Source organism: Paenibacillus sp. FSL R5-0766 (assembly GCF_037971845.1).
GTDB lineage: Bacteria > Bacillota > Bacilli > Paenibacillales > Paenibacillaceae > Paenibacillus.
This window is the reverse complement of the sequence record NZ_CP150227.1, coordinates 3,869,137-3,891,820: the sequence shown is the minus strand read 5'-3', so window position 1 is coordinate 3,891,820 and position 22,684 is coordinate 3,869,137. Positions and strand designations below refer to the sequence as shown.

Sequence of the window (22,684 nt, the reverse complement as noted above, 5' to 3'; positions counted from 1 at the left end):
TTTAAGAAGTTACTTTCATCCGATGAGTCGGTTGTGGAGGCAATGGACTAAAACATTCGTGGTACGTTTGATCCCAAACCGTTCCCAGATTCTGATCAATGGAGGCAATCGCATCCGATACGACTAAGTCCAGAAGTCCCGGTGAAGCTTCAATCCTAATGTTCAGAACGACCCGGTACTGATTACCCATTTGTGAGTAGCTATTGGTGTATATAGGTGCTGCACCTGTTTGAACAACACTTGCTTTGACATAGCCTGTATCATTACCAGCATGTACCTTCAGATGCGCTACGGCCATCTTTTCCCTCAAAAAATGCCCGTTTAATTTACTTAAAAGTCCATCTACCCACTGCTGAGGATCGAATGCTTTTCCATCCGGATGCTTCACGTCACCCAGCATATTCATCCACGCAAGCTTGGCTTCGCCTTCAGCATATACACTGTAATCAATATCCAAAAGTTTGTGACCGCTTGGAATTGTACTATTCCATAAATCGAGTAGAGGGGCTAAGTTAACACCTGTAGTCGCTGAGATCGGCTGTATGATTGAATTCGGATAGCGTTGATGAAGATACGTGACCACTCTATCCATCTCTTCTTCCGTGTATTGATCCAGTTTATTTACAGCAATAATATCTGCCTCGGCCAACTGCTTCTCAAAAATATAACTAACCGATTGAGAAAATAGAAGACGTCCTGCTTCTTCCTCATTTAATTCAGCCAACAATCTAGCCGGATCAACCACAATAGTCAAGGGTACCGTTGTGAACTCGTTAGCATAATTTTGTTTTAAGGGCTGAATGACCGTTGCAGCGAGATCCGTACAACTACCAACGGCTTCACAAATGATGTAATCCGGTTTCTTTTCTAAAGTAAGTTGGTTCAAATGTTCATACAAGTCTTCAAACCGACAGCAGAAACATCCCCCTGTTACTTCTTTGGTTTCCAGTCCACTGATTTGTGCGAGTTCCGTATCAATTAATTCTTTCCCTTGATCGTTAGTAATGATGGCGACCTGCTTCCCCTGCTCTTGTAAAACTTTGGCCATTTGTATCATTGTTGTTGTTTTCCCCGCTCCTAGGAAGCCACCTAACAACACCATTTGGACCTTTTTCATATAAACGCTCCTCCTCTTTCATTCAAAATGGTTATTCGTGAAGTATTCTGTAGACATAAGCAGCCGTGATCGCGCCCATGGTTGTCCATACGATATATATCCATAAAAACTCCAAGTGTCCGGAGGCCAAAGCTGGGCCTAAAGATCGTGCAGGGTTCATAGATGCCCCACTTACAGGACCTCCAAACATCGCTTCTAGAGCGACTGTTCCTCCTATAGCGATTCCAGCGAATGATTTTGATGCTTTTGCATGGACAGCAGAACTTAAAATGACCATCATTAAAATAAAGGATAGAATGAATTCCAAAATGGCACTTTGCAACCAGGGCCCTGAAGGAAGCGTTGCCCCCAATCTCCCTACATTACCAAACATAAATAGTAAGGTAAGGCTGGCTGCATAGGCTCCAACACATTGTATGAAAACATAAGAGAAGGCTTCAATCGCTGTGATTTGTCTTGAGAAATAAAAAGCGAGGGTGACTGCCGGGTTAAAGTGAGCACCTGATACATGTCCAAAAGCATAAATCAAAGCCATGACCACAAGCCCAAACGTTATAGCTACCCCGATATGTGTTAATGTTTTTGTAGTGGTATCTACTACTACCGCACCTGTGCCGGCAAATACTAAGAAGAAGGTTCCAATAAACTCAGCTATCCATTTTTTTCGGAGATCAAGTAGTAAAGAACTGCGACTGGTTTCAAAGCTCAATAATGGAAAACCATCTTTGACTTCTGTCGCATTCAAATGGTTGTCCCCCCTCTTAACATTTTAAACAACAGCGTTTAAAAATACCGTCTTCAGGAACAGTAACGATCTCTTGAAATAGTTCATCCATATCGGGGTTAGGGTGTTTCCATTCGTAATAGAACTCATGTTCAATCAGATCAAGTGTTTGTATAGAGGCTTGTCTCAGTAAAGGGGAGCCCTTATATAGGTACAGTCTTGTTTCATATTGTATGGGGTCAATGATGCTCTTCAGGTCATTATCATCTACAAAAGAGCGGAAAGTTGTTAAATCTTCTGTATTGGTCCAGGGGTTGAACATGATAAAGGTTGGATTGAGTGAAATCTCGATGTGGCGGAGATATGCAATAGCCTGTTCGATATCTTGAATAGAGGTGTCCTTGGCTACGGCATCCAGTACAACTTCCGATGGAAATTCTAACGCGGATGTAATGAACTTAACACCGAGCCCTTTCATTTCAGCTAATGTTTCTTTATTTTCAAGAATATGATCTACTCGGGTAGTGAAGTCGTAAGTGAGATCTGGAAATTCCTCATGTAACTGACGCAATATCTTGATACCGTGGTATTTTGCATTAAAGAAGTCTGCATCAATAAAGGATAAGTGCGTCATTCCCCCTTCGACAAGGTTTCTGACATCCTGTAGTACAATCGATTCAGATACCAGGATGACTTTACCCTCATAGGCAGCATATACCGAGCAATACAGACACTTATGATGACACCCGCGTGCGATTTCAGTGGAGCCCACGATCTGCTCTGTGCCTAATAGTTTGTTGATTTGCTTCTGAGGATACTTGTAGAGCGGCGGAAGCATATGCCGTGTCGGAACGCTTAAATGATCTCTCGACATATACGGATGAATTTCTTTACCCTGCAGAGCATCACGTCCGATGAGAACCCCATCCAGGGTACAATCAGTGTCTCCAGACAGATACTTTGCAAGATTGACCAAAGGTCTCTCCCACTCTCCACAAACGCAGGAATCACTATACTTCCCGGCAAGTCGGCTGGCATTAATAGTTGCATGCTGACCAAAGTACGTAATATGAGCCTTCGGATTAACCTGACGAATGATTTGAGTTAGTTCAGTGGCCGCTTGAACAGCATCAAATAATGGAATGGAAATGGCGATAAGCTCTTGATCCAGAAATCGTCCTTCATCAATTCCTTCGACATAAGTATCAAGCACAGACACATCGAAATCTGCATGTAATAAAGCGGTCAAGGCTGTAGCTACCGTCATCGGTTGATAGCCACCTTCAAAGTTAGAAACCAACAGGACCTTCATGAGCCTTCCTCCCTATCTTTCAAGGTTCTTCTTCGGTTAAACTTTCGTGGCTTTAATCAAGTAATAGCCTACTTTTTCTTCTAAAAAATGATGGGCCTCAGCATGATCCTGCTGAAATTGCAGATATTCATCTTTATACTCTTCACTCGATTCCATCAGCTCACGATATCGTTTGTTTTTGTCATCTGTAAAATTGATAACTTCCAAATCGATATACCCCGCTTCTTCAATTTGGGCAATGTTCTCGCTTAACTGAATACTCCCAGCGCGGCAACCGCTAACCAAGGACAAATCATTCTTGATGGAAGACGGGACGGGTGCATAAGAAACAAAATCCGTGTAGATAAAGGTACCCCCAGGTGCTAACACACGTGTAATTTCCTGGATGGCTTTAATCCGGTCAGGCACCAGATTCAGAACACACTCACTGTATATCAAATCAAACTGGCCATCCATATACGGAAGCGACTGGACATCGGCAACAAAGAAGCCCAACTTTTTACGAAACCCATCTGGAAATTGGGTGCTTTTTTCCCTGGCACGGGCAATCATGTTCTCACTGAAATCTACACCAATAAATTGCTTTCCATCTTCATGTGACTCCACCAAAGAGAGCAGTGTTGTTCCCATGCCACAACCGATATCGAGAATTCGCTGTTTATCTGAAGCAAGAACAAACTCTTTAATACGTTCTGTAGGTCCGGACGGAGAAAATTTATCCGTTCCTTCCGAGTAGTTACCTTCACCTTCAGCTACAGAGTTATAAAAGTCTTTGATTGCTTGCGTTGCTGCATCCAATTCAGCTGGACCAGGTGAGCAGCAGTTTGAAACATTGGAAACTACCAGTTCTTGATTAGACATTTGTTATTTCTCCCTTCGAGATGCTTTGTATTTTTATGGAACGGACATAGGCAGTCCATAATACATAGAAAACAAGAGTGCCTAGAATCCAAAGGAAACCTGAGAAATAGAACGTAGTGTCAATTTGAAAAGTGTCCATTAGAATGCCAGATGTCAGCGGACCCACAATCATTCCCAAGCTTGTCGCAGAACCCAAAAATCCCATCGTCGCCCCCATTCCCGCCTCTCTTCCCAAAACAGTAGACAATGCTGAAGAGGAAGCCAGTGTGACTGCCGACGTTAGTCCGGTTCCAATCATCAGTAAAGCGATCGTCCAAAGCGAATGCATAGAGGGAAACATCATTAAAAGAATCGTGGTCAACATAGCTGAGATAAGAATTAACTTCATTTTATTAAAACGGTCAACCACCCAACCTAGCGGTACCTGTGTTGCACCTATTATGATGTTGTTTAAGGCAATTAAAAAACCGATCATCAGGGCATTAAGCCCTCTGCTTTGGGCGTATAGGGTGAAGAAGGAAATCATGAACATGGAAAGAACAGCTACAATGACATTGACGGAGGACAATGCTAGAATCCCGGGATGTCTCCAGGGAGATCGTTTCAGATGAGTACGCTCTGAATTGGTTTCGTTAAGATCAGCCACATTGGTTTCTTTCTTCGCCCTTGATGAAGGTAAAGCAAAGACAATAACTAAGGCGATGACCGCAAGGCCGAGTAAGGAGAAAAATGCATTCTGTGTCCCGTACTGAACTGATATATATCCACCGAGCAAGGGTCCCAACCCATTTGCCAAGAAAATAGCAGTGTTGTATATCCCCATATACTTGCCTTCTTGCCCTTTAGGGCTGATTTCGCCCATGTAAGCCATAGCCATAGGTAGCATCATGGCTGATGCTACGCCATGAAGTAACCGCGCCCCTAGAAGTCCCGCTATACTACTTGCTAATCCATAACTTAGTGCGATAAAGGGATAAAGTATCAGGCTATAGATTAGGATGGCTTTAGGTCCTTTTTTATCTGCCAATCTCCCGATCGGTGTACCAATTAAAAGACGAACTACGTAAAATCCGCTGTACAACGTTCCGACCCACAAACCGGTTGCCCCTAAGTTTTTTGCATAAGGAGCTAGTAGTGGTGCTACAATCCCGGTACCTACGACTAATATAAAGACAGATAAACACAGGAAAATAATATTCTTTTTCATATGACACCCATACGTTTATCAGTGGACGAAGGCACCTCTCCATCTTGATCCTTTGTTATGAAAAAATGCATGGCTTCTTTTGCGGTATTCAAGACTTGAGATGCATGCTTACCATCTACACCATGAGCTATCATATAGCCCAAACGATTATAGTTGCTCTTAGTCATCGTTACGTAATCACCATTTTGAACAGAGATCTCAACTTGCTTTATTCCTTCAATTGATTGAGCTGCGTTCTTGTTCAATCGAACATTTCCATCTTGATTCGCAAGTAAAAATTGAATTTGGGCTGAATCCGTGATGGGTATGTCCCTAGGAGCACTTGCAAAGGTTCCCCCCGTAACAATATGAAATGCCAACTTACGCAGATCATATCCGGTAACAGCATGAACCAAGTTGTGAATTTGATCTCCGCCCACCCTCGCATTCACCTCGATTACTTTGGGTCCTTGAGGAGAAAGCTTAACTTCAGTGTGGGAGACAATATAATCTACGCCTAGGACCGCCAAAGCCTTAATAACGACCTCTTGAATCAGGGTAGAATCCTGTTCTGATAATAGAGCGGGTACCAAGTGTCCTTCTTCAATTAATGCGGATGTATTTTTAGCGGTAATTGCAATGATATGTGTGGTTCCATTGATCGTACATGACTCAACACTAAATTCAGGTCCATCGATGTATTCCTCTACGAGAATATGCTTCTCTAAAGGTTGTCCAACCCAGTTTAGAGCATTAGTGCTAATAAGTTCAGCAGCACTCCATGCTTCTTCTAACGTATTACATTTTTGTACCATATGACTGCCCGCATCATTAGAAGGTTTTACGATAACGGGTAACTTCATTTCACTAAGGATGTGTAGTATCTCTGCAGGTGTTTGGATTAAAGCGTATTGGATGGGGGATACCTGGTGTTTGGTTAAACATGCGCGGGTTTGTGCTTTGCTGCGGCAATTTAAAGCGGCCTGTGAAGATAAGTGGAATTGCAGACCCAAGGCCTCGGCTATTTTCGCACCTAGAACGATGCGATATTCATTATTCGTATACACAGCAACAATAGAAAGCCGTTTAGATATTTCGATTGCCTTAGCGATTGCCTCTTCTTCCTGATTCAAATCCATTTCAAAAGGGAAATCTGCAATCATGGCATCTTCAAAAGGTATCTTCGTATTCATGAGAACCACCTTATAGCCTTGTTCCTTTATGAAAAGGATCTCCTCAACATCATCTCGCCGACCAATAAGCAGAACTACAGGACGATTCACCATTTTAATCCCTCCTTATCTGCAACACTCGGATTGGGAACTCTGTGGCAAGATACCTTCTTGAGTGGAGGTTTCATTGAATAATTTCTTTGTTTTGGCTACGGCGATGATACCGGCAACTTGTCCAATTTCTTCGTTCGTAATGAACTCTTGCTTAGCAGAAATAAGTGCCTTCCTCAAATCTTCTTGATCTCCGATGATCATCGCACTTGTTAGTTCAACTAATGCTCGATCTCTGGGTGAGAGGTACTCCGCTCTTAGAGCTTCTTCCACAAAATCAGTATACTTCCGATGTAGCTCAGGCAATAATTGGAGCATTTTAAATTCACCTCACGATAGAATGGTTAGTACATTTATATCAATCTATCCTTATGTAAAGACAGACATGATAACTCACTTATAATAGTTGTTTAACGCAAGTAATTACACGCCTTGTTATATATCACATTTAAATGAATAAGAGACACACATTGAATACACTTCATTATTTATGGCTTAATTCACATTAAAATAAGGATACAAAATACATTTACTTGAATAATTTTCCTTTATTATATTCTGATAATTTGCAAATAGCAACTTTATTTTTCGTTGTTCAACATTGAATTTAAGTGTTGATTTCCAAAAACAGTCATGCTAAAGTCTGTTCATGAATTCATTATTTACTTACAATAGATAGTTAAAAAGTGAGGGATTCTTATATGCAAATGGTATCTATCCGCCAAGCCAAAGTGAACGATTTAAATAGTATATTGGGCATCTACAATCAAGGCATTGAAGATCGAATTGCAACGCTAGAAACGGAAACGAAAGATATGATATACATACAAAAATGGTTTAACCAACATCAAGGGAGACATGTCGCATTGGTAGCAGAGGTATCAGAACAAGTTATTGGATGGGCTTCGTTAAATCCGTACTCGCACCGCTGTGCTTATCACGGTGTCGCTGATTTGTCGATATATATTCATAGAGAGTATCGTGGAAAAGGCATTGGAAATGCGCTCCTTTTAGAGTTGGAAAATGAAGCGAGGAAGCATAACTTTCATAAAATTGTGTTGTTTACCTTTCCCTTTAATAAGGCTGGGCAAGGATTATACCAGAAACTGGGGTATCGAACTGTAGGTTTTTTTGAACAGCAAGGTATTATGGATGGCGAACTTATTGATATTATGATTATGGAAAAACTCATTCACCAAGCTGGAATGCACGGATAAAGGGATGAAAACAACGCTCTTCAGCGACTACTAAAAAAAATGATAAAGGGACGTCGTCATTGTGTATGACAACGTCCCTCTATTAAAAGAAATAATATTAACTATTATTTGCTTCATACATATTCTTCAGTACATGACGCATTTCAGGCTTGATTGAAATGTCCGGACGTCTCTCCATTGCGAGTTTTTCAGCTTCTTCAACTGTAGTAGCTTCACCCAAGTTCATCAAAAGAGCTGTAGCTACTGTACCCGTACGGTTCCGGCCACCAGCACAGTGAAAGAATACTTTTTTACCTTCCTGAACAGCTTCAGTCACGGCTTGAATAGCGGACTTGATGGATTCTTCCTGATCATTCCGATTTTCAACAATTGGATAATGATGTCGGTGTGCTGAATCTGGAAATCCTTCTTGTGCCTTACCATCATCTCGGAGATCAAATACCTCAGTTACACCTTGCTCCTTAATCGCACTTAGAGCAGCATCTGCTCCCCCAATATATACTTTACCTTTAACCAGTTCATGATAGTTAGACATCGTTATCCTCCTCTTTTCTAATTGTGCTTAACAGCAACTTGAGCCTCCACTAACGACGAGTCCAAGTCCATCGTCGTATTGTTCCACATCCAGGGTGATTGATTTTACGGTAGCTACTATCTCAGGATCAACAGCTACGCGAATCGCATTTATTTCCTGTACCACATCATTCTCATCAGGATCAGCGAGCCCTAGTTGATAACTGGGCCCACAGCACCCTCCGCTAACCATGGCAAATCGAAGCGTATGCACGCCTGCTTCTCTCATCATTTCTACAATATAGGCTTTTGCTCCATCGGTAATCACCATCGTCGATCAGTCTCCTTTTTATACTTCATTCGGGCTTGCTACTTCAGTCCAGGTCTTTAGACTGTCATAACCAACAATCTCTTTGGATTCCCAAGGAATAATTACGGTGTTTCCCTTCGAAGCTTTATGAATCTGCTGAATCCATTCCTGCTCAGCGATGGCCCGTCCGCTAAGAATGGGGTCCATGGTGTCTGTCACGGCAAAACTTTGATTAATAGTCCACCACCTGGTTGGTATACTGGCCCGCTGCAAGTCCTGTTCCAAACGAAAAGCCTCATAATATGGTGTAGCCTCTGCGAGTGTAACAATCACAACACTTGTTTCATTCGGATCACGAAGTCGTGGTAACAAATGCTGAACCGCAGCGGGTATAGCACCTGCTGAACGTGCAATCTCTTTGTGGTACTCTTCCGTTGCATCGAGAAGAAGTAATGTGTGTCCTGTTGGAGCTGTATCAATAACCACAATCTCATCGCTGCTTCGTTCAACCAGATTGGCAAATGCACGAAAAACTGCAATTTCTTCTGTACAAGGGGATCTTAAATCTTCTTCCAGGTAAGCCAGACCATCCTCATCCAAAGAATCCTTGTTCTGCTCCAGGACTTCCTGTTTATATCGTTCCAGTTCGACCTTCGGATCGATACAACTCACGGTGATGTTGTCCGTCTCTTGTTCGAGCACATGACTCAGATGGGAAGCGGGATCGGTAGTGCTCAGATGTACCTGGTGACCTCTCTCTGCCAGACCAACTGCAATAGCTGATGCAACTGTTGTTTTGCCTACGCCGCCTTTTCCCATGGTGAAGATCACTCGGATCCCCTTGTTCTCCATATCATCTATGAGATGTTGCAAGGGGAAAACCAACGAAGGATTTACATTTTTCTCTTGGACCAGCCTAACCTCCGGGGCATCGAAGAAATGACGCAAATGCTCAATGCCAGTGATGTTAAATGGCGCTAGAGGAATTTGATAGATTGGAAGCTGCTGAACGGCTTCAGGAAGCTTCTCCAATGCACGTACCTGTCGACCGTAAAAAGCAGAAGAAACCGTATCCTGCTCCATAACCGAAGAAAGCATCCCGTTCACGATCAACAACTGATTCTGAATACCGATCTCTCCAAGCTCTTGCGATGCCCGCGCAGCTTCTTTCAGCGGAGAATCATCCGGACGAGTGACCAGTACAAGTGTCGTTTCATTGGAATCAGACAAGGTCTGGACGGCATCCTCATATAATGTTTTTTTCGCTTCCAGACCGGCAAGCGGTCCCAGACAGGAAGCCCCATGTGTACTTTCAGATAAAAACCCGCTCCAGGCGGTTGGCAATTGCAACAAACGCAGCGTGTGCCCTGTCGGAGCCGTATCGAACAAGATGTGATCATACTGCTCTCGCAGTTCTTGATTAGTCAGCATGGAACTGAACTCATTAAAGGCAGCTATTTCAACCGTGCAGGCTCCAGATAATTGCTCTTCCATCGTCGCGATCACTGTGTCTGGAAGCACGCCGCGGTATGGCCCAACCATCTCAGCTTTGTACTCGTTAGCAGCAGTTTCAGGATCGAGATTGGCGGCATCCAGATTGTTCATTCCAATTACAGGTACGGGGTGATTAGAAAGCTCCATACCAAAAACATCCTGTAGGTTAGAAGCCGGATCGGTGCTCACCAGCAAAACACGCTTCCCCGAATCGGCAAGAGATACAGCTGTCGCACAAGCAGTGGACGTCTTCCCTACGCCCCCTTTACCAGTAAAAAACAGATAAGGGGTCAGCGACATGGATTTCGGTTCAAATCGGTTTAACATGTTGAGAGGACCTTCTTTCCTATAGCTCGGATTTAGTTTTGACCTCAAGACGTATTCTCGGCTTAGCCACCAGTTCTTCTTCCGTCAGACCCGTCCATTGAACGAATTCTTCGTTCCTTGGATAACCACTTTCCTTTACCACTTGACCATCTACAATGATAATGGGCAGCACTTGAGGACCCTTTTCAGCCAAAAGCTGTCCTACGAGCGGACTTGCCACAAAAGCATCAGGTTCACTGGATAAGTTATAACGAGATACCTGAAACTGTTTCTTTTGCAAATTATGGACGACAGCAGATACACGAATCAGTTCCGGATCAACACTTGGACCACATACGCCAGAAGAACAACACATCGCAGGATCGTAGATCTCCATTGTTTTCAAACCAAACACCCCTCTCGAAATTAGAAAAGCCGGGAAACATTCTCCCGGCAGGTTTGTATTATTTGCCGGTTTCAGCGAACGTTTTAATGCGCTCCCCAATCTGGTCACGAACCGTTTGGAATACAGCCCATTTCTCTTCATCTGTACCTTGCGCTTTGGCAGGATCATCGAATCCCCAGTGTTCCCGCTTGACATGTGGTGGTGTCATTGGACATTTATCCGCGGCGTCTCCACACAATGTGACTACAAAATCAGCATTGTTCAACAACTCCGAATCAATGATATCGGAAGTTTGAGTGGAAATATCCAGGCCAACTTCCTTCATGGCTTCCACTGCTTTTGGATTCAGACCGTGTGCCTCGATGCCTGCACTATAGATGTTCCAGTCCTCACTTAGATATTTCTTGGCCCAGCCTTCGGCCATTTGGCTCCGGCAAGAATTGCCTGTGCATAGGAAGTACAGTGTTTTTTTACTCATGTTCATCGTCTCCTCGTTGTTTGAATTATATAATGCTTAACCACAGATACAGACCCAATAGCGTAATAAGCAGAGTCGGAACGGTGATAATGATACCTGTCTTAAAGTAAGTGCCCCATGAGATTTTGACGCCTTTCGTGCTAAGCACATGAAGCCAGAGCAGCGTCGCCAGTGAACCGATCGGGGTAATCTTGGGACCCAAGTCTGAACCAATAATATTCGCGTAAATGAGCGCCTCCCGAACCGTTCCTGTAGCCGTTGTTGCATCAATGGCAAGCGCATCAATTAGCACGGTAGGCATATTGTTCATCAGAGATGAAATAATTGCCGCAATAAAGCCCATACCAATCGTTGCCGCAAACAATCCTTGATCCGCCACAGCCTGAATGACTACGGCCAGGAGATCCGTTAAACCCACGTTACGTAGACCATAAACCACGACATACATGCCGATGGAGAAAAATACGATGGCCCACGGCGCTTCTTTGACCACCAATGTAGTCGGTACAGCAGAACTGCGGGAAGCCATGAACAGGAAGAATATAGCGACAACACCTGCTACAAGAGATACGGGAATACCGACGAATTCACTGGTGAAGTATCCAATGAGAAGAACACCCAACACCACCCACGACAACCGAAACATTTTCATATCCTTAATGGCAGTTGCTGGTGGTTTCAATTCGCTCGCATCAAAGCGTTTTGGAATACTTTTTCGGAAGAAGAGATACAATACGCCGATACTCGCCACCAGTGAGAACAGATTCGGAACAAACATCCTTCCTGCGTACTCCATGAACGTAATGCCAAAGAAGTCAGCAGATACGATGTTGACCAGGTTACTTACAACCAGTGGCAAAGAGGTCGTATCCGCAATAAATCCGCTAGCAATAATAAACGGAAACACTTTTTTCTCATCGAAATTCAGTGCACGTACCATGGCTAGAACAATCGGCGTCAGAATCAGTGCGCCTCCGTCATTGGCAAAGAAGGCAGAAACCACAGCACCCAAGATCGAGACGTAAACAAACATCCGGACACCATTTCCGTGAGCAGCCTTGGCCATATGTAAGGCAGCCCACTCGAAAAATCCGATACGATCCAGAATTAACGAAATCAGAATGATTGCTACAAACGCAAGCGTGGCATTCCAAACGATTTGCGTCACATCCCAGACGTCTTGGAGATTGACCACACCCACAAGTAAAGCAAGAATTGCTCCGCCGCAAGCTGACCAACCAATGGACAGGTTTTTAGGCTGCCAGATGACGAGGACTAACGTAATTAAAAAGATAATGCAGGCTAACAGCGTGGAAAACAAAACCCTCCCCCTCTTTCAGTTCCTCTAAATTTATATTTGTATATAACAATATACTTATATAATGAATAAAAATTAATTACAAACGGATGTAAAGTTCTCTTTATTTAAGGACTTAAGGATCGTTGCCGTGTCCGGCATTAGTTCCAAGACAGATTTAATATAGGGTGTATTCTCTACATTTAAAGAATAGTATACCCATTGGCCACGTTTACTTTCTTTAACCAAGCCTTGATCCTTCAGCTTGCGCAAATGCTGACTAATTCCAGGTTGTGACATGTCTAAAATCTCTACAAATTCACACACGCACCATTCACGTTCTTTGAGGAGTGTAAGTATAGTAAGACGTGTTTTATCGCCCAGCAATTTAATCTTATCCGCTGCTTCTTGAATAGAATCCATATCACTTCCTCCTTTCGTTAATATAAGTGCATGCTTATATTATAATATAAAAAAATTGAAGTCAACATTTAATTCGAATTAACCTAAAATGAAACTTAACCCATAAGTTTGCCATTTGGCACGCTTATGCTTCCAAAAACTCATGCCTAACTTATACTTCCAATACACCCCTCTACAAACACACATTCCTATTTCGCTTTGAAAAGTATAAAAGTGCCCGTTTCAGGACCTTTTTGAATGAAAAATCACTAAAAATATCGGTTGCAGGAAGTAGCACCTTCAAAATGTACAATTTGAGTTAGTAAGTTTAAATTATGGTTTTAATGAAATCTTTAAAGTCAAAGAAGCCAACCACTATTACGATTGACTTCACATGAATTTATTGAGCTATCGTTTCCCGTTAGTTGAATGGTCGATTTCAATTAAACCTACTTTTTTGTTAAATACTTCAACGTTTTCTGTTCTTATGAAGCGAAGCCGAAAGTTCTCCTCAAAGGAAATACGATTAAAACAGGAGAACTGCTTTAAACTTCTCTTTCTACCTTCTTACAATTTTTGTTTTTTCAACAATGGCAAGTTATGAAGCATCTTTGAAAGCGAAAGTGCATCCCAAGGTAGATGTTCCGTAATGCCTAGCCCGACAACATCAAATTCATTGTTTACATCTTGTATTAAACGAGTCACGGACTGCATGGATGAACGTTTCAATCCTTTGCGTACATACTCCTCATAACGATCTGGCCTAGCTATGCCTTGGGAACGGAATTCGTGCATATCTAGCACGTCCAAATCAAAATGAATGGCAATTCGGGAAGCGCCCGTTGCACGCAAAGCAGCTATCACTTTTTCGCTAGAAGAAGCAAACTCCTCTGAACTTACATTAGGGAAATTAAATTTTTTATAAACGTAAGGTGATTTTTCCTTCTCATCGTTAATTCCTGCGAAGACTAAACGACTCGGGTCTACTTTGGAAGAAACCAATGAAGCTAGGTCGGTGTCTCCTTCTCCGAGAAGAGTAGCGAGGATCATCGCATGATAATGTGAGTACAATTCTGCCGTTTTAATATCCGGATGGGCATCAATCCACAATATCGCTAAATCTTCTTGATATTTTTCAGCGAGATAAGCGAACGGGGCAAGCTCAACGCTGCAATCTCCCCCTAGAACGACTACTCGTTCAGGATTTCGATTCTGGAGAATAGTTAAAGCTGAAAGGGTCTGTTGCATAATTTGATTTTTTGCTACAATTCCATCCTCTTTTTTATCAATTGTAGGGTCTGTAGAAATTGGAACTTCAATAGTTTCATCATCCGAAACCGGTGCAAGCCATGCGAGAAGCTGAGCTCCAAAGTGATACGAAATGTTATTTCCGCCCTGCCATTGAGGCATGATCAACCGCAACGTTTTTTCTTCATTGTCCATAAAGTGCCTCCAATTTGCATTTTGAGTTTCAAGGTTGCACACGTCGCTGGGTAATTTAATTGAAAATAGATATACCATTCAATAGACTTTTTAAATTCATTGAGTCCCAAGGCATATGTTCGGTAATTCCCAGTCCTACTACCGTTGTTTCTTGGGATACCGTTTGAATCAAATTATTCAGTTGCGGGAAGTGCATTTTTCCCATTGGAAAGTCAATCGGTTCTTTTAAGTCAGGGTTCGCAAAAAGCAAAGACCGGAATATGCTTGGATCAAGAACATCCAAATCAAGATGAATTGCCAGATGCTTAATGCCCTGATCAACTATCCATTCTGTGATAGCCTGAGGCTTGTCCTGCAGTTCTTTTGTACTTGCAGTCTTGATCCCAAGCCTTTGAATCATTTCGGTTTCATGAGCGAACGTTTCTTCCAGTCCTGCAATAAAGATGTTGCCTGGCTTCAAAGGTACTTTGACTTCACCTGCGAATTCCGTGTCTCCTTCTCCTAAGAGATTACCCAACACCATGGTATGACTATTTGCGAATTCCTTCGGAGTCGAAATATCTGGATGGGCATCGATCCAGAGTACACCTAGTTCCCCATTATATCGTTCATTTAAATAAGCAAAAGGAGCTTGCTCAACCAGGCAATCACCACCAAACATAATAATGCTTTCTGGCTGATAGGCAGCGATGATTTGTTGAGCAGACTTCAATTGATTTATAACGTGGGCTCTGCCTCGGATTCCATTCTCAACTTCTAGCCCCATTTCGTCAGGCTCATACACTGGAACTTTAATGAGCGGCTGATCATTTTGTGGTGCCAACCAAGCAAGAAGCTCAGCGCCAAAAGAATAATTTGGGTTATCTCCACCTTGCCATTGCGGCATTAGTAGACGAATAGTATGTGCAGACATGTGTTTACTCCTTTTCTTTAAAACAGAATAGCTCTACGTTATCACGAATAAAAAAGTACTAAAAGTACGCACTTATTAGATAGCTACTATCCTAAAAGGTAGTGTATCTCCTATTAAGCAAAGAAAATCCGATGGTAGTCGAATTTTCTTTGCTTAATTTTTATAGACGCTCACTCTGATATGGTCTGAATATGCATTCTTAATAGGGAAGTCAGTCTATCCACGTTTACAGTTGTCACTTGAGTTTGTCCCTTCCAATAAAAGAATGCTGCTTAAAACAATGTGGGTTACCAGTTAGCAAGTATCTCATAATCTTTAATCGTTGCGTCAGGTCTTAATACTTTGTCCTGATCCAGCTCGGCTATCGACTTTCCTTGTTGGACTCTTTCAACCCAATCATGATTAGCCAAAGCTCCTTTGCCTAATGTTACGAGATCCGCCTGATCATGTCCGATGATTTCGGATGCCTTTGAAGGGCTCTCAAGTTGACCATTAGCAATAATTATCGTTTTTGCATATTTCTTTGCAAGTTCCACCAGTGAAGGTCCTCCCTTCTCAAACGCAGGTTCCCAAGCCTTATATTCGGTTACATGAATGTAGTCCAACCCGGCTTTTCTCAACTGGCCGAAAATGACTTTAGCATCTTCCTCTCCGCCGGCCCATTTATGAGCATAATCATTGACTTTGGCTTGAGATATCCGAATGCCTATTGTAAATTCTGGACCGACTGCTGCTCGAACTGCCGTTGATATCTCAACGAGAATCCGTACTCGATTTTCCGTCGTACCTCCATACTCATCTGTGCGCTGGTTGGTATAATCCGTTAGGAATTGGTCCAATAAATATCCATTTGCTCCATGAATCTCTACTCCATCAAACCCAGCCTGTTTGGCACGCAATGAAGATTCAATAAACCCTTGAATAACCTGCTCAATGTCTTCTTTTGTAGCAGCTCGTGGTGTAGAGAACTTGTCAGAACCGCCATAGAAAGATAACGGCTCCCCTTTAGGGAGTACTTCAGAAGGTGCAAGGTTCTTGGATTTAAATCGATTACCTTGCGAAAGCGCTCCTGCATGCTCTAGCTGAACAATGATTTGAGCACCAGCTTCATGAACAGTATCTACAACTTTTTTCCAGGCATTTGCTTGTTCTTCATTCACTAAACCAGGTTGGTTAAAGTAACACTGACTATATAGCTCATCCGTGTAAGTTCCTTCCGTAATAACAAAACCAAATCCTCCACGAGCAAAAGAAGCATAATATTCAGCCATTTGATCTGTAGCCAAACCTTCTGGTGTTGCACTAGTACGTGTCATCGGAGCTACTCCCACGCGATTCTTTACAATAGAATTCCCGACCTGAACATGTTCTAACAATTTATGATGTTGATTCACTCTTAGCATCCACCTTTACAAAGTTTTGTTGCTTATCTTGATTTATTCTTTTCGAACAAGTAAATTATAAAACAACTAATTTGATCGGTAAAATTGATGTTATCGAATTAAATATTCAATAAAATTGAATCATTATAACGAAAGGATGTAATTATGGAACTTCGTCATCTAATTACCTTAAAGACCATCGTTGAAAAAGGGGGATTTAAGAAAGCAGCTGATCAACTAGGTTATGCTCAGTCTTCTGTCACAACGCATATTAAAGAATTGGAAACTGAACTTGGAAAACCTATCTTTGATCGCTTGGGTAAACAAGTCGTTCTTACTCAGTATGGTCATCAATTCCTGCCGTATGCTTTAAAAATCATTGAGTTGTACACTCAAGCGCTCACTACAAATAATGAGCCAACTGGTAATTTAACACTCGGTATCTCGGAGTCTTTAATGATCTGTCGTATTCCTTCACTTTTAGTGGAATACAGACGAAAATTCCCACAAGTAAACCTCACTCTCAAATCACTTGATTACCAAGACGTTACTCAAGCTGTGCAAAGTGGTGAAATTGACCTCCTCGTCGCTCTAGAGAAAGATGGATGGAATTCGCCAGAATTACATTGCGAGCGCCTGATTCGTGAAAGAATGGTTGTAATTAGTCCACCACAGAAAATGGAATCCGATAAAGGAACCATGTTATACACCGAACGAAGTTGCAGTTATAAATCGGTGTTTAGAAACTATATTGATTACAAAAATATTGATGTTAAAGATAGTTTAGAATTCCAAAGTATTGAGGCCATTAAGCAATGCGTTAAGAGTGGGCTTGGCATATCTATGGTTCCTTATTTCTCTGTCAAAGAAGAATTAAAAAACAATAAACTTCAAGGTGAAGAAGTTGAACCAGATCGTCCCACAATATCCACCTATCTGGCATATCACAAAGATAAATGGATTTCACCGGCAATGGACCAGATGATCCAATTGATTAAAAAACATGCAGAGAATTGGGCATAATTTAGCTCGAACTGAAAAAAGCCAAGCTATCGCTATAGATAGCTGGCAATGTTCTTCTTCAAATAATTTTTTCAAATCAATGCGTAGCAAATACTTTCAAAACTATTTTCGACTTAAACACTCATGATACCACAATAAACTAACCTGCCCGTTCGTATTATGAGATCAACCAGTTCTTTCTGGTTGATCCTTTTTTCATTTGTATAGAGGATTAAGGTAGCCCGGTCGAACGTACCTGCCCGTGGGACTTGATCCCGAGTGCTATAGTGTTCGCCCTACTTGTCATGACCATGATTGAGGCTGGTTGGGACGTAAGATCCCGTATAACAAGCGATGCTATGGAGCGACAAGAAGAACCTTAGGGATGCCGGTGAATCTAAACTTACAGGGAGAGATGAAATGAATCCAGTTGTCGGTCTAGATATTTCAAAAGAAGAAAGTCATGGACAAGCCTTTTTAGCACGCGGAAAGCCTTTCAGAGGGACGTTCCACTTTGAGCACACTCGTGATGGTCTAGCCATTTTACATGAGGTTTTGAAGGATGTTGAGACTGTATCCAAACTTCGTCCTCTGCTTATTCTAGAAGCAACCGGCCATTACCAAAGTCCCGTTGTTCAGTTCTTAGAAGAACATCACTACATTTACATTGTCATTAATCCGCTCATCTCAAATCGGCTTAGAAAGTCTCAACTTCGTAAAGTAAAGACGGATGCTGCGGACGCTTACCTACTAGGAGAGTTGTACTACAAGGAAGAGTTTGAACCTTTTAAGATAAGAGGTGTGCAACTTCTCAATCTGCGCTATCTTACAAGACAGTATGAGTCCCTTTCAAAGATGTGTGTACAGACGAAGCTGCAATTCCAAGCCGTTTTAGATCAGGTTTTCCCAGCTTATAAAGGCGTCTTTGGAGCTATGTATTCCCGTATTTCACTACGGTTTTTAAGTGATTTTCCAACCTCATATTCAGTTTTGCAGACGGATGAAATTACACTCAAAGCTAAGATGAAAGAACTGCTTTCTTCGAAACGGGGGCGTTCTGAGGGCTGGATTAACCAACGGGTTCAGCGACTGCTACACGCGGCAAAGCAAAACCCATTTCAGCAAACCATGTATGCAAGCCACTTAATCAATTTGAAAGTTCTTATTACCCTTATTCTTCAGTACCAAGAGCATCTTGCTGAACTGGAACAGAACATAAATGCTCTGGCTGAAGAAATTGAAGAGTATGAATTAATTCAGTCGATTCCCGGTATTGGGCATAAAATTGCTGCAACAATTTTATCTGAAATTGGAGAAGTCGACCGATTTGATCACCCAAAAAAGCTAGTGGCTTTTGCAGGCATTGACCCGAGTGTCTTTGCTTCGGGTAAATTTACAGCAACTCGAAACCGAATCACGAAACGCGGTTCTAGGCAGTTGCGTTATGCCCTGGTAATGGCTGTCCAGTGTGGGCTTATACGCTCCCGAAATATACGAATCAAAGCGTTCTATGATCGCAAGAGAGCAGAAGGCAAACCACATAAAGTAGCTCTAATCGCATGTGCGAATAAGCTCGTCCATTGGCTCTATGCAATCTTGAGAAACAAAAAGGAATTTCGTCCAATTTAAAAGATTGCTATTGGAATAACCTTCCAATACACGACGGAAATTGGAGGGTTATTTGGCATGCTCGTTTTTACTATACCACATGATTTAGTATCATTTACTGGTAATCTTGACAAGCTATTAGCTGGTATAGTTTAATGAAAAGCCGTCCTAGTAGGGACTCACGGCAACTTTATGCTTCCAAATACATTTAAATATCACGAGTAGACCAAAATTCTAAGCATTTTCTGACATACTTATGGGTAAATATCTGATCCTTTTATGGGTTAAGTCTCATAAAAAAGCGTTGGTTCAAATTAGAACCAACGCTTCGGGTGTTCGTAAACTCTCTTCCATTTTCAATTGGTACAAGAAGGACTGCAATCACCCTTTTCCTCAGCTACCACCTTCACTTGCTGGAGATTGACACTGCATACACCGGTCTCCGGTAGATCCAGCTCTACTTTTGAAGCCGCCTCTAGGTCACCCGCCAGAAAAGCAACCACCGAACGAACCTGTTCGTATCCAGTAGCCATAAGGAAGGTAGGTGCACGTCCATAACTCTTCATACCTACAATATACAACCCTTGTTCCATATGACGAAGCTCTTTCTCACCATGTGGACGAACGGTGCCGCAGCTATGAACATTCGGATCAATTAATGGTGCCAGGGTTTCGACACTTTCGGTAATCTGGTCAATGTTAAGCCTTAACTCTCTTAAGAAGGTAAAATCGGGTCTGCTACCTGTATTCACAATGATCTCATCCACTTGAGCTACTTCATGAATTACACCACGTTGCTCTCCAATGATGGTAACTTGATCGCCATTCTGCTGAAGTTCCTGAATATGAAATGGCGTTATCACGTTGACCTTTCCTGCATCAACGAGTTGATGCATTCGACTTCCTAGCTCACCTCTGGCTTCCAGTTGATCATTCGCTTCTCCACCATAAGCTTCCTCTACTTGATCTCTTCTCATCAACCAGGTCAGTTTTGTACCTGAATCCATTTCTTGCAGACTGGATAGATCAAGTAACGTATTTAAGGCTGAATGGCCGCCACCTACGACAGCAATATGTTTACCCGTATAGCGCACTTGATCGGCCCCAAGTACATCCGGTATACCATAGAATATCTGTTTATGAAGAGATTGCTCCTGAGAAGTCAGTACTCCGCTTGAAAGCACCGGATTTGCTTTTCCCCAGGTTCCCGAAGCGTCAATGACAGCTCTCGCCTCATATTGTTTGGCCTTGCCTTTTTCTTCTACATAGATGACAAAAGGTTGTTGTTCTCTACCGGGTGTTTTCATTTTATCTGTATTTTTGCGACTGATCCCAACAACACGTGTATTCAAATGAAGATCGGAGTTTATCTCGGGTAACTCAACGAGTGGTCGTAAATACAGATCACGCAGCTCATGTCCCGTCGGTAATTCGTCTGGAGATGGGGCAATCCACCCATTCTTCGTCAACAACCTTTCTGCTGCTTTATCTACGTTATACTGCCATGGTGAAAATAGACGAACATGGCCCCACTTGGAGATATTCTCACCTACTTTGCTCCCCGCCTCAAAAATGATAAAGGATTGGCCAGCTTCAAGCAGATGTGCTGCTGCTGCCAGACCAATAGGCCCAGCACCAATGATGGCTACAGGTAAATGAGATAGCTCTCCTTGGTGTACAGGCTCTTGAAGAGAGATCTGGTTTTCCGTGAGCGTAGGTGCACAACAGGACTCGACTTGTTTGAATTCAATGTTTTTCATTTCAAACGACCTCCAGTAGTTAATTGAATATATTTGCAAATTACAAGTATTAGAGAAATGTAACGGGGTAATAATGCTCATTACCCCACTGGCGTACAGCACATTTTCGATTTTAACATACTCTCATTAAGCAGTTTAACAGATTGCATAACGATTGCTTTTTCTGTATCGGTCATGAAAGAAAAAACCTCTTCCAGATGTGTATTCATCCGATGATCTATAGCTGTCGCTACAAACTTCCCCTCTACCGTCAATCTCAGAATGTATACTCTCCGATCTTCAGGATGAGGTGTTTTTAAGACCAGGTTTTTCTTAATCAATGTCTGTATTTGACGACTAAAGGTTGTAATATCCATGGCTAGCGTTTCGGCAATTTGTTGCATAGATGGCTCATGTTGATGGTTAATTTCATATAGGATATGACTTTGGATTAGTGATATTTCCTGCTCTCCAACCGTGCAACAATTTTTATCCAGCAAGCCGAAGCGACGTACCATGATCTGTAATAACTCTCTTGGGTTTTGGTTATCCGGCAACATGATCACCTCTTGGTGTCTATTATAAACATATTATTTGTATATTGCAACTATCGTGCATTCTTCTGCTATTTCACATTGTTTTGAATATGCTTAACGACATAATCAGCATCTGGTCCGACACCCCGAAGGGTCGCTGATGCAAAGGAGCGCTGTCCAGATAAACCTACAAAATAAAGTCCAGGAATCTTCTTGCTGATCCCGTTCTTTTGCTCGGGTTCGCCTTGACCATCCAGTCCACCTAATGCATCAATATAAGAAACGTTAGAGCGATATCCTGTCGCGAAAATGACGGTTTGGACCTCTTCTCGTGATCCATCAGACCAGATCACCCCACTGTCATAAAATGCGGTGAACATTTTCTTTTGTTTCGGGTTTCCCGCTTTAAGTCGCTGCTTATATCCCTCCAAATCCAGAACGGATGACCCGTTTGCAAATGACTTCCCAAATTTCCAAAACGAATCGATCCCCGTTAACTTAAACCAGAAGTGAATATCCTGGCCCAAGAGACGCTGTGGAATTAGTGCTACTGGTTCTCTCACAGCAAGTGTTGTTTCAGCTACTTCGGATAGTTCCATCGCAATCTGAACCGCGGAGTTTCCTCTCCCTACAACAATGACCGATTGATTATGAAAAGGGGCCGGTGTTCGATACGTCGCGGAATGTAAGATTTCCCCCTCAAATTGTTCATCGCTTGGAATCGAAGGGGTATAGGGCCTGCTAAACGATCCTGTTGCCGAAATCAGATTGCGAGCCACGTATTTCTCTCCACTTGAAGTTGTTACTGTAAAAACGCCAGATTCTTTGGATACTTGATCTACACGGTTGTTATAAACCAAAGGCAAGTCAAAATGAGTAGCATAGTCTTTCAAGTATTGAATAACTTCATCACGATGAGGGTATCGATCTCCTGGAGAATCTATCGAAAGCCCAGGCAGAGAAGAGTACTTGGCAGGTGAGAATAACTTCAAATTATCGTAATACTGTGGCCACGCCCCTACCGCTTCTCCTCCTGCCTCCAGAATCAAAAAAGACAGCCCTCTCTTTTTCAAATGATAACCGGAAGCAAGTCCTGCCTGACCTCCACCAATAACAATGACATCCCAGAGTGTTGGTTCCATAACACATCTCCTT

Annotated in this window: 23 protein-coding genes; 3 read left to right on the top strand and 20 right to left on the bottom strand. The window is 42.4% G+C overall.

Annotation, left to right across the window (positions count from 1 at the left end; genetic code table 11):
• Position 1: 1 nt before the first annotated feature.
• The 7 genes from MKY66_RS16640 to MKY66_RS16610 are packed head-to-tail and all read right to left on the bottom strand — an operon-like array spanning position 2 to position 6,801.
• On the bottom strand, positions 2–1,117 hold the full coding sequence (locus MKY66_RS16640) for a GTP-binding protein (RefSeq protein ID WP_024634200.1): 1,116 nt from the start codon (positions 1,115–1,117) through the stop codon (positions 2–4).
• A gap of 31 nt (positions 1,118–1,148) precedes the next feature.
• The gene (locus tag MKY66_RS16635) at positions 1,149–1,862 is read right to left on the bottom strand and encodes an aquaporin (protein ID WP_024634199.1); all 714 of its coding nucleotides are present in this window, start codon (positions 1,860–1,862) and stop codon (positions 1,149–1,151) included.
• 16 nt (positions 1,863–1,878) lie between these two features.
• Positions 1,879–3,153 (bottom strand): RCCLKC-tail radical SAM protein, encoded by a 1,275-nt coding sequence (locus MKY66_RS16630; protein WP_076215300.1) that lies wholly within the window; start codon positions 3,151–3,153, stop codon positions 1,879–1,881.
• A 36-nt stretch (positions 3,154–3,189) separates the two neighbouring features.
• Complete coding sequence (arsM, locus tag MKY66_RS16625) at positions 3,190–4,014, bottom strand: putative arsinothricin biosynthesis methyltransferase ArsM (RefSeq protein ID WP_024634197.1); 825 nt, start codon at positions 4,012–4,014, stop codon at positions 3,190–3,192.
• Positions 4,007–5,221: an MFS transporter gene (locus MKY66_RS16620; RefSeq protein ID WP_076215297.1), complete on the bottom strand. Its 1,215-nt coding sequence runs from the start codon at positions 5,219–5,221 to the stop codon at positions 4,007–4,009. Before MKY66_RS16620 ends, arsM begins: the two co-directional genes overlap by 8 nt.
• Positions 5,218–6,486 (bottom strand): ATP-grasp domain-containing protein, encoded by a 1,269-nt coding sequence (locus tag MKY66_RS16615; protein ID WP_076215294.1) that lies wholly within the window; start codon positions 6,484–6,486, stop codon positions 5,218–5,220. Before MKY66_RS16615 ends, MKY66_RS16620 begins: the two co-directional genes overlap by 4 nt.
• 12 nt (positions 6,487–6,498) lie before the next feature.
• The gene (locus tag MKY66_RS16610) at positions 6,499–6,801 is read right to left on the bottom strand and encodes a carboxymuconolactone decarboxylase family protein (RefSeq protein ID WP_024634194.1); all 303 of its coding nucleotides are present in this window, start codon (positions 6,799–6,801) and stop codon (positions 6,499–6,501) included.
• A 383-nt stretch (positions 6,802–7,184) separates the two neighbouring features.
• On the opposite strand from MKY66_RS16610, the gene MKY66_RS16605 reads away from it, so the two are divergent.
• Positions 7,185–7,700: an arsinothricin resistance N-acetyltransferase ArsN1 family A gene (locus tag MKY66_RS16605; RefSeq protein WP_024634514.1), complete on the top strand. Its 516-nt coding sequence runs from the start codon at positions 7,185–7,187 to the stop codon at positions 7,698–7,700.
• Between the two features lie 97 nt (positions 7,701–7,797).
• On the opposite strand, the gene MKY66_RS16600 is transcribed toward MKY66_RS16605, so the two are convergent.
• From MKY66_RS16600 to MKY66_RS16555, 10 genes are all read right to left on the bottom strand, one after another.
• Complete coding sequence (locus tag MKY66_RS16600; RefSeq protein WP_076215291.1) at positions 7,798–8,235, bottom strand: dual specificity protein phosphatase family protein; 438 nt, start codon at positions 8,233–8,235, stop codon at positions 7,798–7,800.
• Positions 8,236–8,262: 27 nt separating this feature from the next.
• Entirely contained in the window at positions 8,263–8,544 is a 282-nt protein-coding gene (locus MKY66_RS16595; RefSeq protein WP_076215288.1) for an adhesin, read from the bottom strand.
• Between the two features lie 18 nt (positions 8,545–8,562).
• The gene (arsA, locus tag MKY66_RS16590) at positions 8,563–10,344 is read right to left on the bottom strand and encodes an arsenical pump-driving ATPase (RefSeq protein WP_076215286.1); all 1,782 of its coding nucleotides are present in this window, start codon (positions 10,342–10,344) and stop codon (positions 8,563–8,565) included.
• A gap of 19 nt (positions 10,345–10,363) precedes the next feature.
• On the bottom strand, positions 10,364–10,729 hold the full coding sequence (gene arsD, locus MKY66_RS16585; protein WP_076215283.1) for an arsenite efflux transporter metallochaperone ArsD: 366 nt from the start codon (positions 10,727–10,729) through the stop codon (positions 10,364–10,366).
• 58 nt (positions 10,730–10,787) lie between these two features.
• Positions 10,788–11,207 carry an arsenate reductase (thioredoxin) gene (gene arsC, locus MKY66_RS16580; RefSeq protein WP_076215280.1) on the bottom strand — a complete coding sequence of 140 codons (420 nt, stop codon included), beginning with the start codon at positions 11,205–11,207 and terminating at the stop codon, positions 10,788–10,790.
• Between the two features lie 25 nt (positions 11,208–11,232).
• Complete coding sequence (locus MKY66_RS16575) at positions 11,233–12,528, bottom strand: arsenic transporter (protein ID WP_076215277.1); 1,296 nt, start codon at positions 12,526–12,528, stop codon at positions 11,233–11,235.
• Between the two features lie 72 nt (positions 12,529–12,600).
• Entirely contained in the window at positions 12,601–12,927 is a 327-nt protein-coding gene (locus MKY66_RS16570; RefSeq protein ID WP_076215274.1) for a metalloregulator ArsR/SmtB family transcription factor, read from the bottom strand.
• A 546-nt stretch (positions 12,928–13,473) separates the two neighbouring features.
• Positions 13,474–14,349, bottom strand: a complete 876-nt coding sequence (locus MKY66_RS16565) for an arginase family protein (protein ID WP_076215271.1) — start codon at positions 14,347–14,349, stop codon at positions 13,474–13,476.
• Between the two features lie 55 nt (positions 14,350–14,404).
• Entirely contained in the window at positions 14,405–15,262 is an 858-nt protein-coding gene (locus tag MKY66_RS16560) for an arginase family protein (protein WP_076215268.1), read from the bottom strand.
• Between the two features lie 287 nt (positions 15,263–15,549).
• Positions 15,550–16,656: an NADH:flavin oxidoreductase gene (locus MKY66_RS16555; protein WP_256704317.1), complete on the bottom strand. Its 1,107-nt coding sequence runs from the start codon at positions 16,654–16,656 to the stop codon at positions 15,550–15,552.
• A 153-nt stretch (positions 16,657–16,809) separates the two neighbouring features.
• Here MKY66_RS16555 and MKY66_RS16550 point away from each other — a divergent pair, with 153 nt between their 5' ends.
• Complete coding sequence (locus tag MKY66_RS16550; protein ID WP_076215263.1) at positions 16,810–17,667, top strand: LysR family transcriptional regulator; 858 nt, start codon at positions 16,810–16,812, stop codon at positions 17,665–17,667.
• A 399-nt stretch (positions 17,668–18,066) separates the two neighbouring features.
• Entirely contained in the window at positions 18,067–19,275 is a 1,209-nt protein-coding gene (locus tag MKY66_RS16545) for an IS110 family transposase (protein ID WP_076215438.1), read from the top strand.
• Between the two features lie 335 nt (positions 19,276–19,610).
• Here the strand turns inward: MKY66_RS16545 and MKY66_RS16540 are convergent, their stop codons facing one another.
• From MKY66_RS16540 to MKY66_RS16530, 3 genes are all read right to left on the bottom strand, one after another.
• Positions 19,611–21,014 carry an NAD(P)-binding domain-containing protein gene (locus MKY66_RS16540; protein ID WP_076215260.1) on the bottom strand — a complete coding sequence of 468 codons (1,404 nt, stop codon included), beginning with the start codon at positions 21,012–21,014 and terminating at the stop codon, positions 19,611–19,613.
• Positions 21,015–21,094: 80 nt separating this feature from the next.
• On the bottom strand, positions 21,095–21,553 hold the full coding sequence (locus MKY66_RS16535; RefSeq protein WP_076215257.1) for a MarR family transcriptional regulator: 459 nt from the start codon (positions 21,551–21,553) through the stop codon (positions 21,095–21,097).
• A 65-nt stretch (positions 21,554–21,618) separates the two neighbouring features.
• Entirely contained in the window at positions 21,619–22,671 is a 1,053-nt protein-coding gene (locus tag MKY66_RS16530) for an NAD(P)-binding domain-containing protein (protein ID WP_076215254.1), read from the bottom strand.
• Positions 22,672–22,684 lie beyond the last annotated feature (13 nt).

Excerpts from the sequence above, each read along its gene's own strand:
- MKY66_RS16640 (WP_024634200.1), bottom strand. The coding sequence starts at position 1,117 with ATGAAAAAGGTCCAAATGGTGTTGTTAGGTGGCTTCCTAGGAGCGGGG.
- MKY66_RS16630 (WP_076215300.1), bottom strand. The coding sequence starts at position 3,153 with ATGAAGGTCCTGTTGGTTTCTAACTTTGAAGGTGGCTATCAACCGATG.
- arsM (WP_024634197.1), bottom strand. The coding sequence starts at position 4,014 with ATGTCTAATCAAGAACTGGTAGTTTCCAATGTTTCAAACTGCTGCTCA.
- MKY66_RS16620 (WP_076215297.1), bottom strand. The coding sequence starts at position 5,221 with ATGAAAAAGAATATTATTTTCCTGTGTTTATCTGTCTTTATATTAGTC.
- MKY66_RS16615 (WP_076215294.1), bottom strand. The coding sequence starts at position 6,486 with ATGGTGAATCGTCCTGTAGTTCTGCTTATTGGTCGGCGAGATGATGTT.
- MKY66_RS16610 (WP_024634194.1), bottom strand. The coding sequence starts at position 6,801 with ATGCTCCAATTATTGCCTGAGCTACATCGGAAGTATACTGATTTTGTG.
- MKY66_RS16605 (WP_024634514.1), top strand. The coding sequence starts at position 7,185 with ATGCAAATGGTATCTATCCGCCAAGCCAAAGTGAACGATTTAAATAGT.
- MKY66_RS16600 (WP_076215291.1), bottom strand. The coding sequence starts at position 8,235 with ATGTCTAACTATCATGAACTGGTTAAAGGTAAAGTATATATTGGGGGA.
- MKY66_RS16595 (WP_076215288.1), bottom strand. The coding sequence starts at position 8,544 with ATGGTGATTACCGATGGAGCAAAAGCCTATATTGTAGAAATGATGAGA.
- arsA (WP_076215286.1), bottom strand. The coding sequence starts at position 10,344 with ATGTTAAACCGATTTGAACCGAAATCCATGTCGCTGACCCCTTATCTG.
- arsC (WP_076215280.1), bottom strand. The coding sequence starts at position 11,207 with ATGAGTAAAAAAACACTGTACTTCCTATGCACAGGCAATTCTTGCCGG.
- MKY66_RS16570 (WP_076215274.1), bottom strand. The coding sequence starts at position 12,927 with ATGGATTCTATTCAAGAAGCAGCGGATAAGATTAAATTGCTGGGCGAT.
- MKY66_RS16565 (WP_076215271.1), bottom strand. The coding sequence starts at position 14,349 with ATGGACAATGAAGAAAAAACGTTGCGGTTGATCATGCCTCAATGGCAG.
- MKY66_RS16560 (WP_076215268.1), bottom strand. The coding sequence starts at position 15,262 with ATGTCTGCACATACTATTCGTCTACTAATGCCGCAATGGCAAGGTGGA.
- MKY66_RS16550 (WP_076215263.1), top strand. The coding sequence starts at position 16,810 with ATGGAACTTCGTCATCTAATTACCTTAAAGACCATCGTTGAAAAAGGG.
- MKY66_RS16545 (WP_076215438.1), top strand. The coding sequence starts at position 18,067 with ATGAATCCAGTTGTCGGTCTAGATATTTCAAAAGAAGAAAGTCATGGA.
- MKY66_RS16540 (WP_076215260.1), bottom strand. The coding sequence starts at position 21,014 with ATGAAAAACATTGAATTCAAACAAGTCGAGTCCTGTTGTGCACCTACG.
- MKY66_RS16535 (WP_076215257.1), bottom strand. The coding sequence starts at position 21,553 with ATGTTGCCGGATAACCAAAACCCAAGAGAGTTATTACAGATCATGGTA.
- MKY66_RS16530 (WP_076215254.1), bottom strand. The coding sequence starts at position 22,671 with ATGGAACCAACACTCTGGGATGTCATTGTTATTGGTGGAGGTCAGGCA.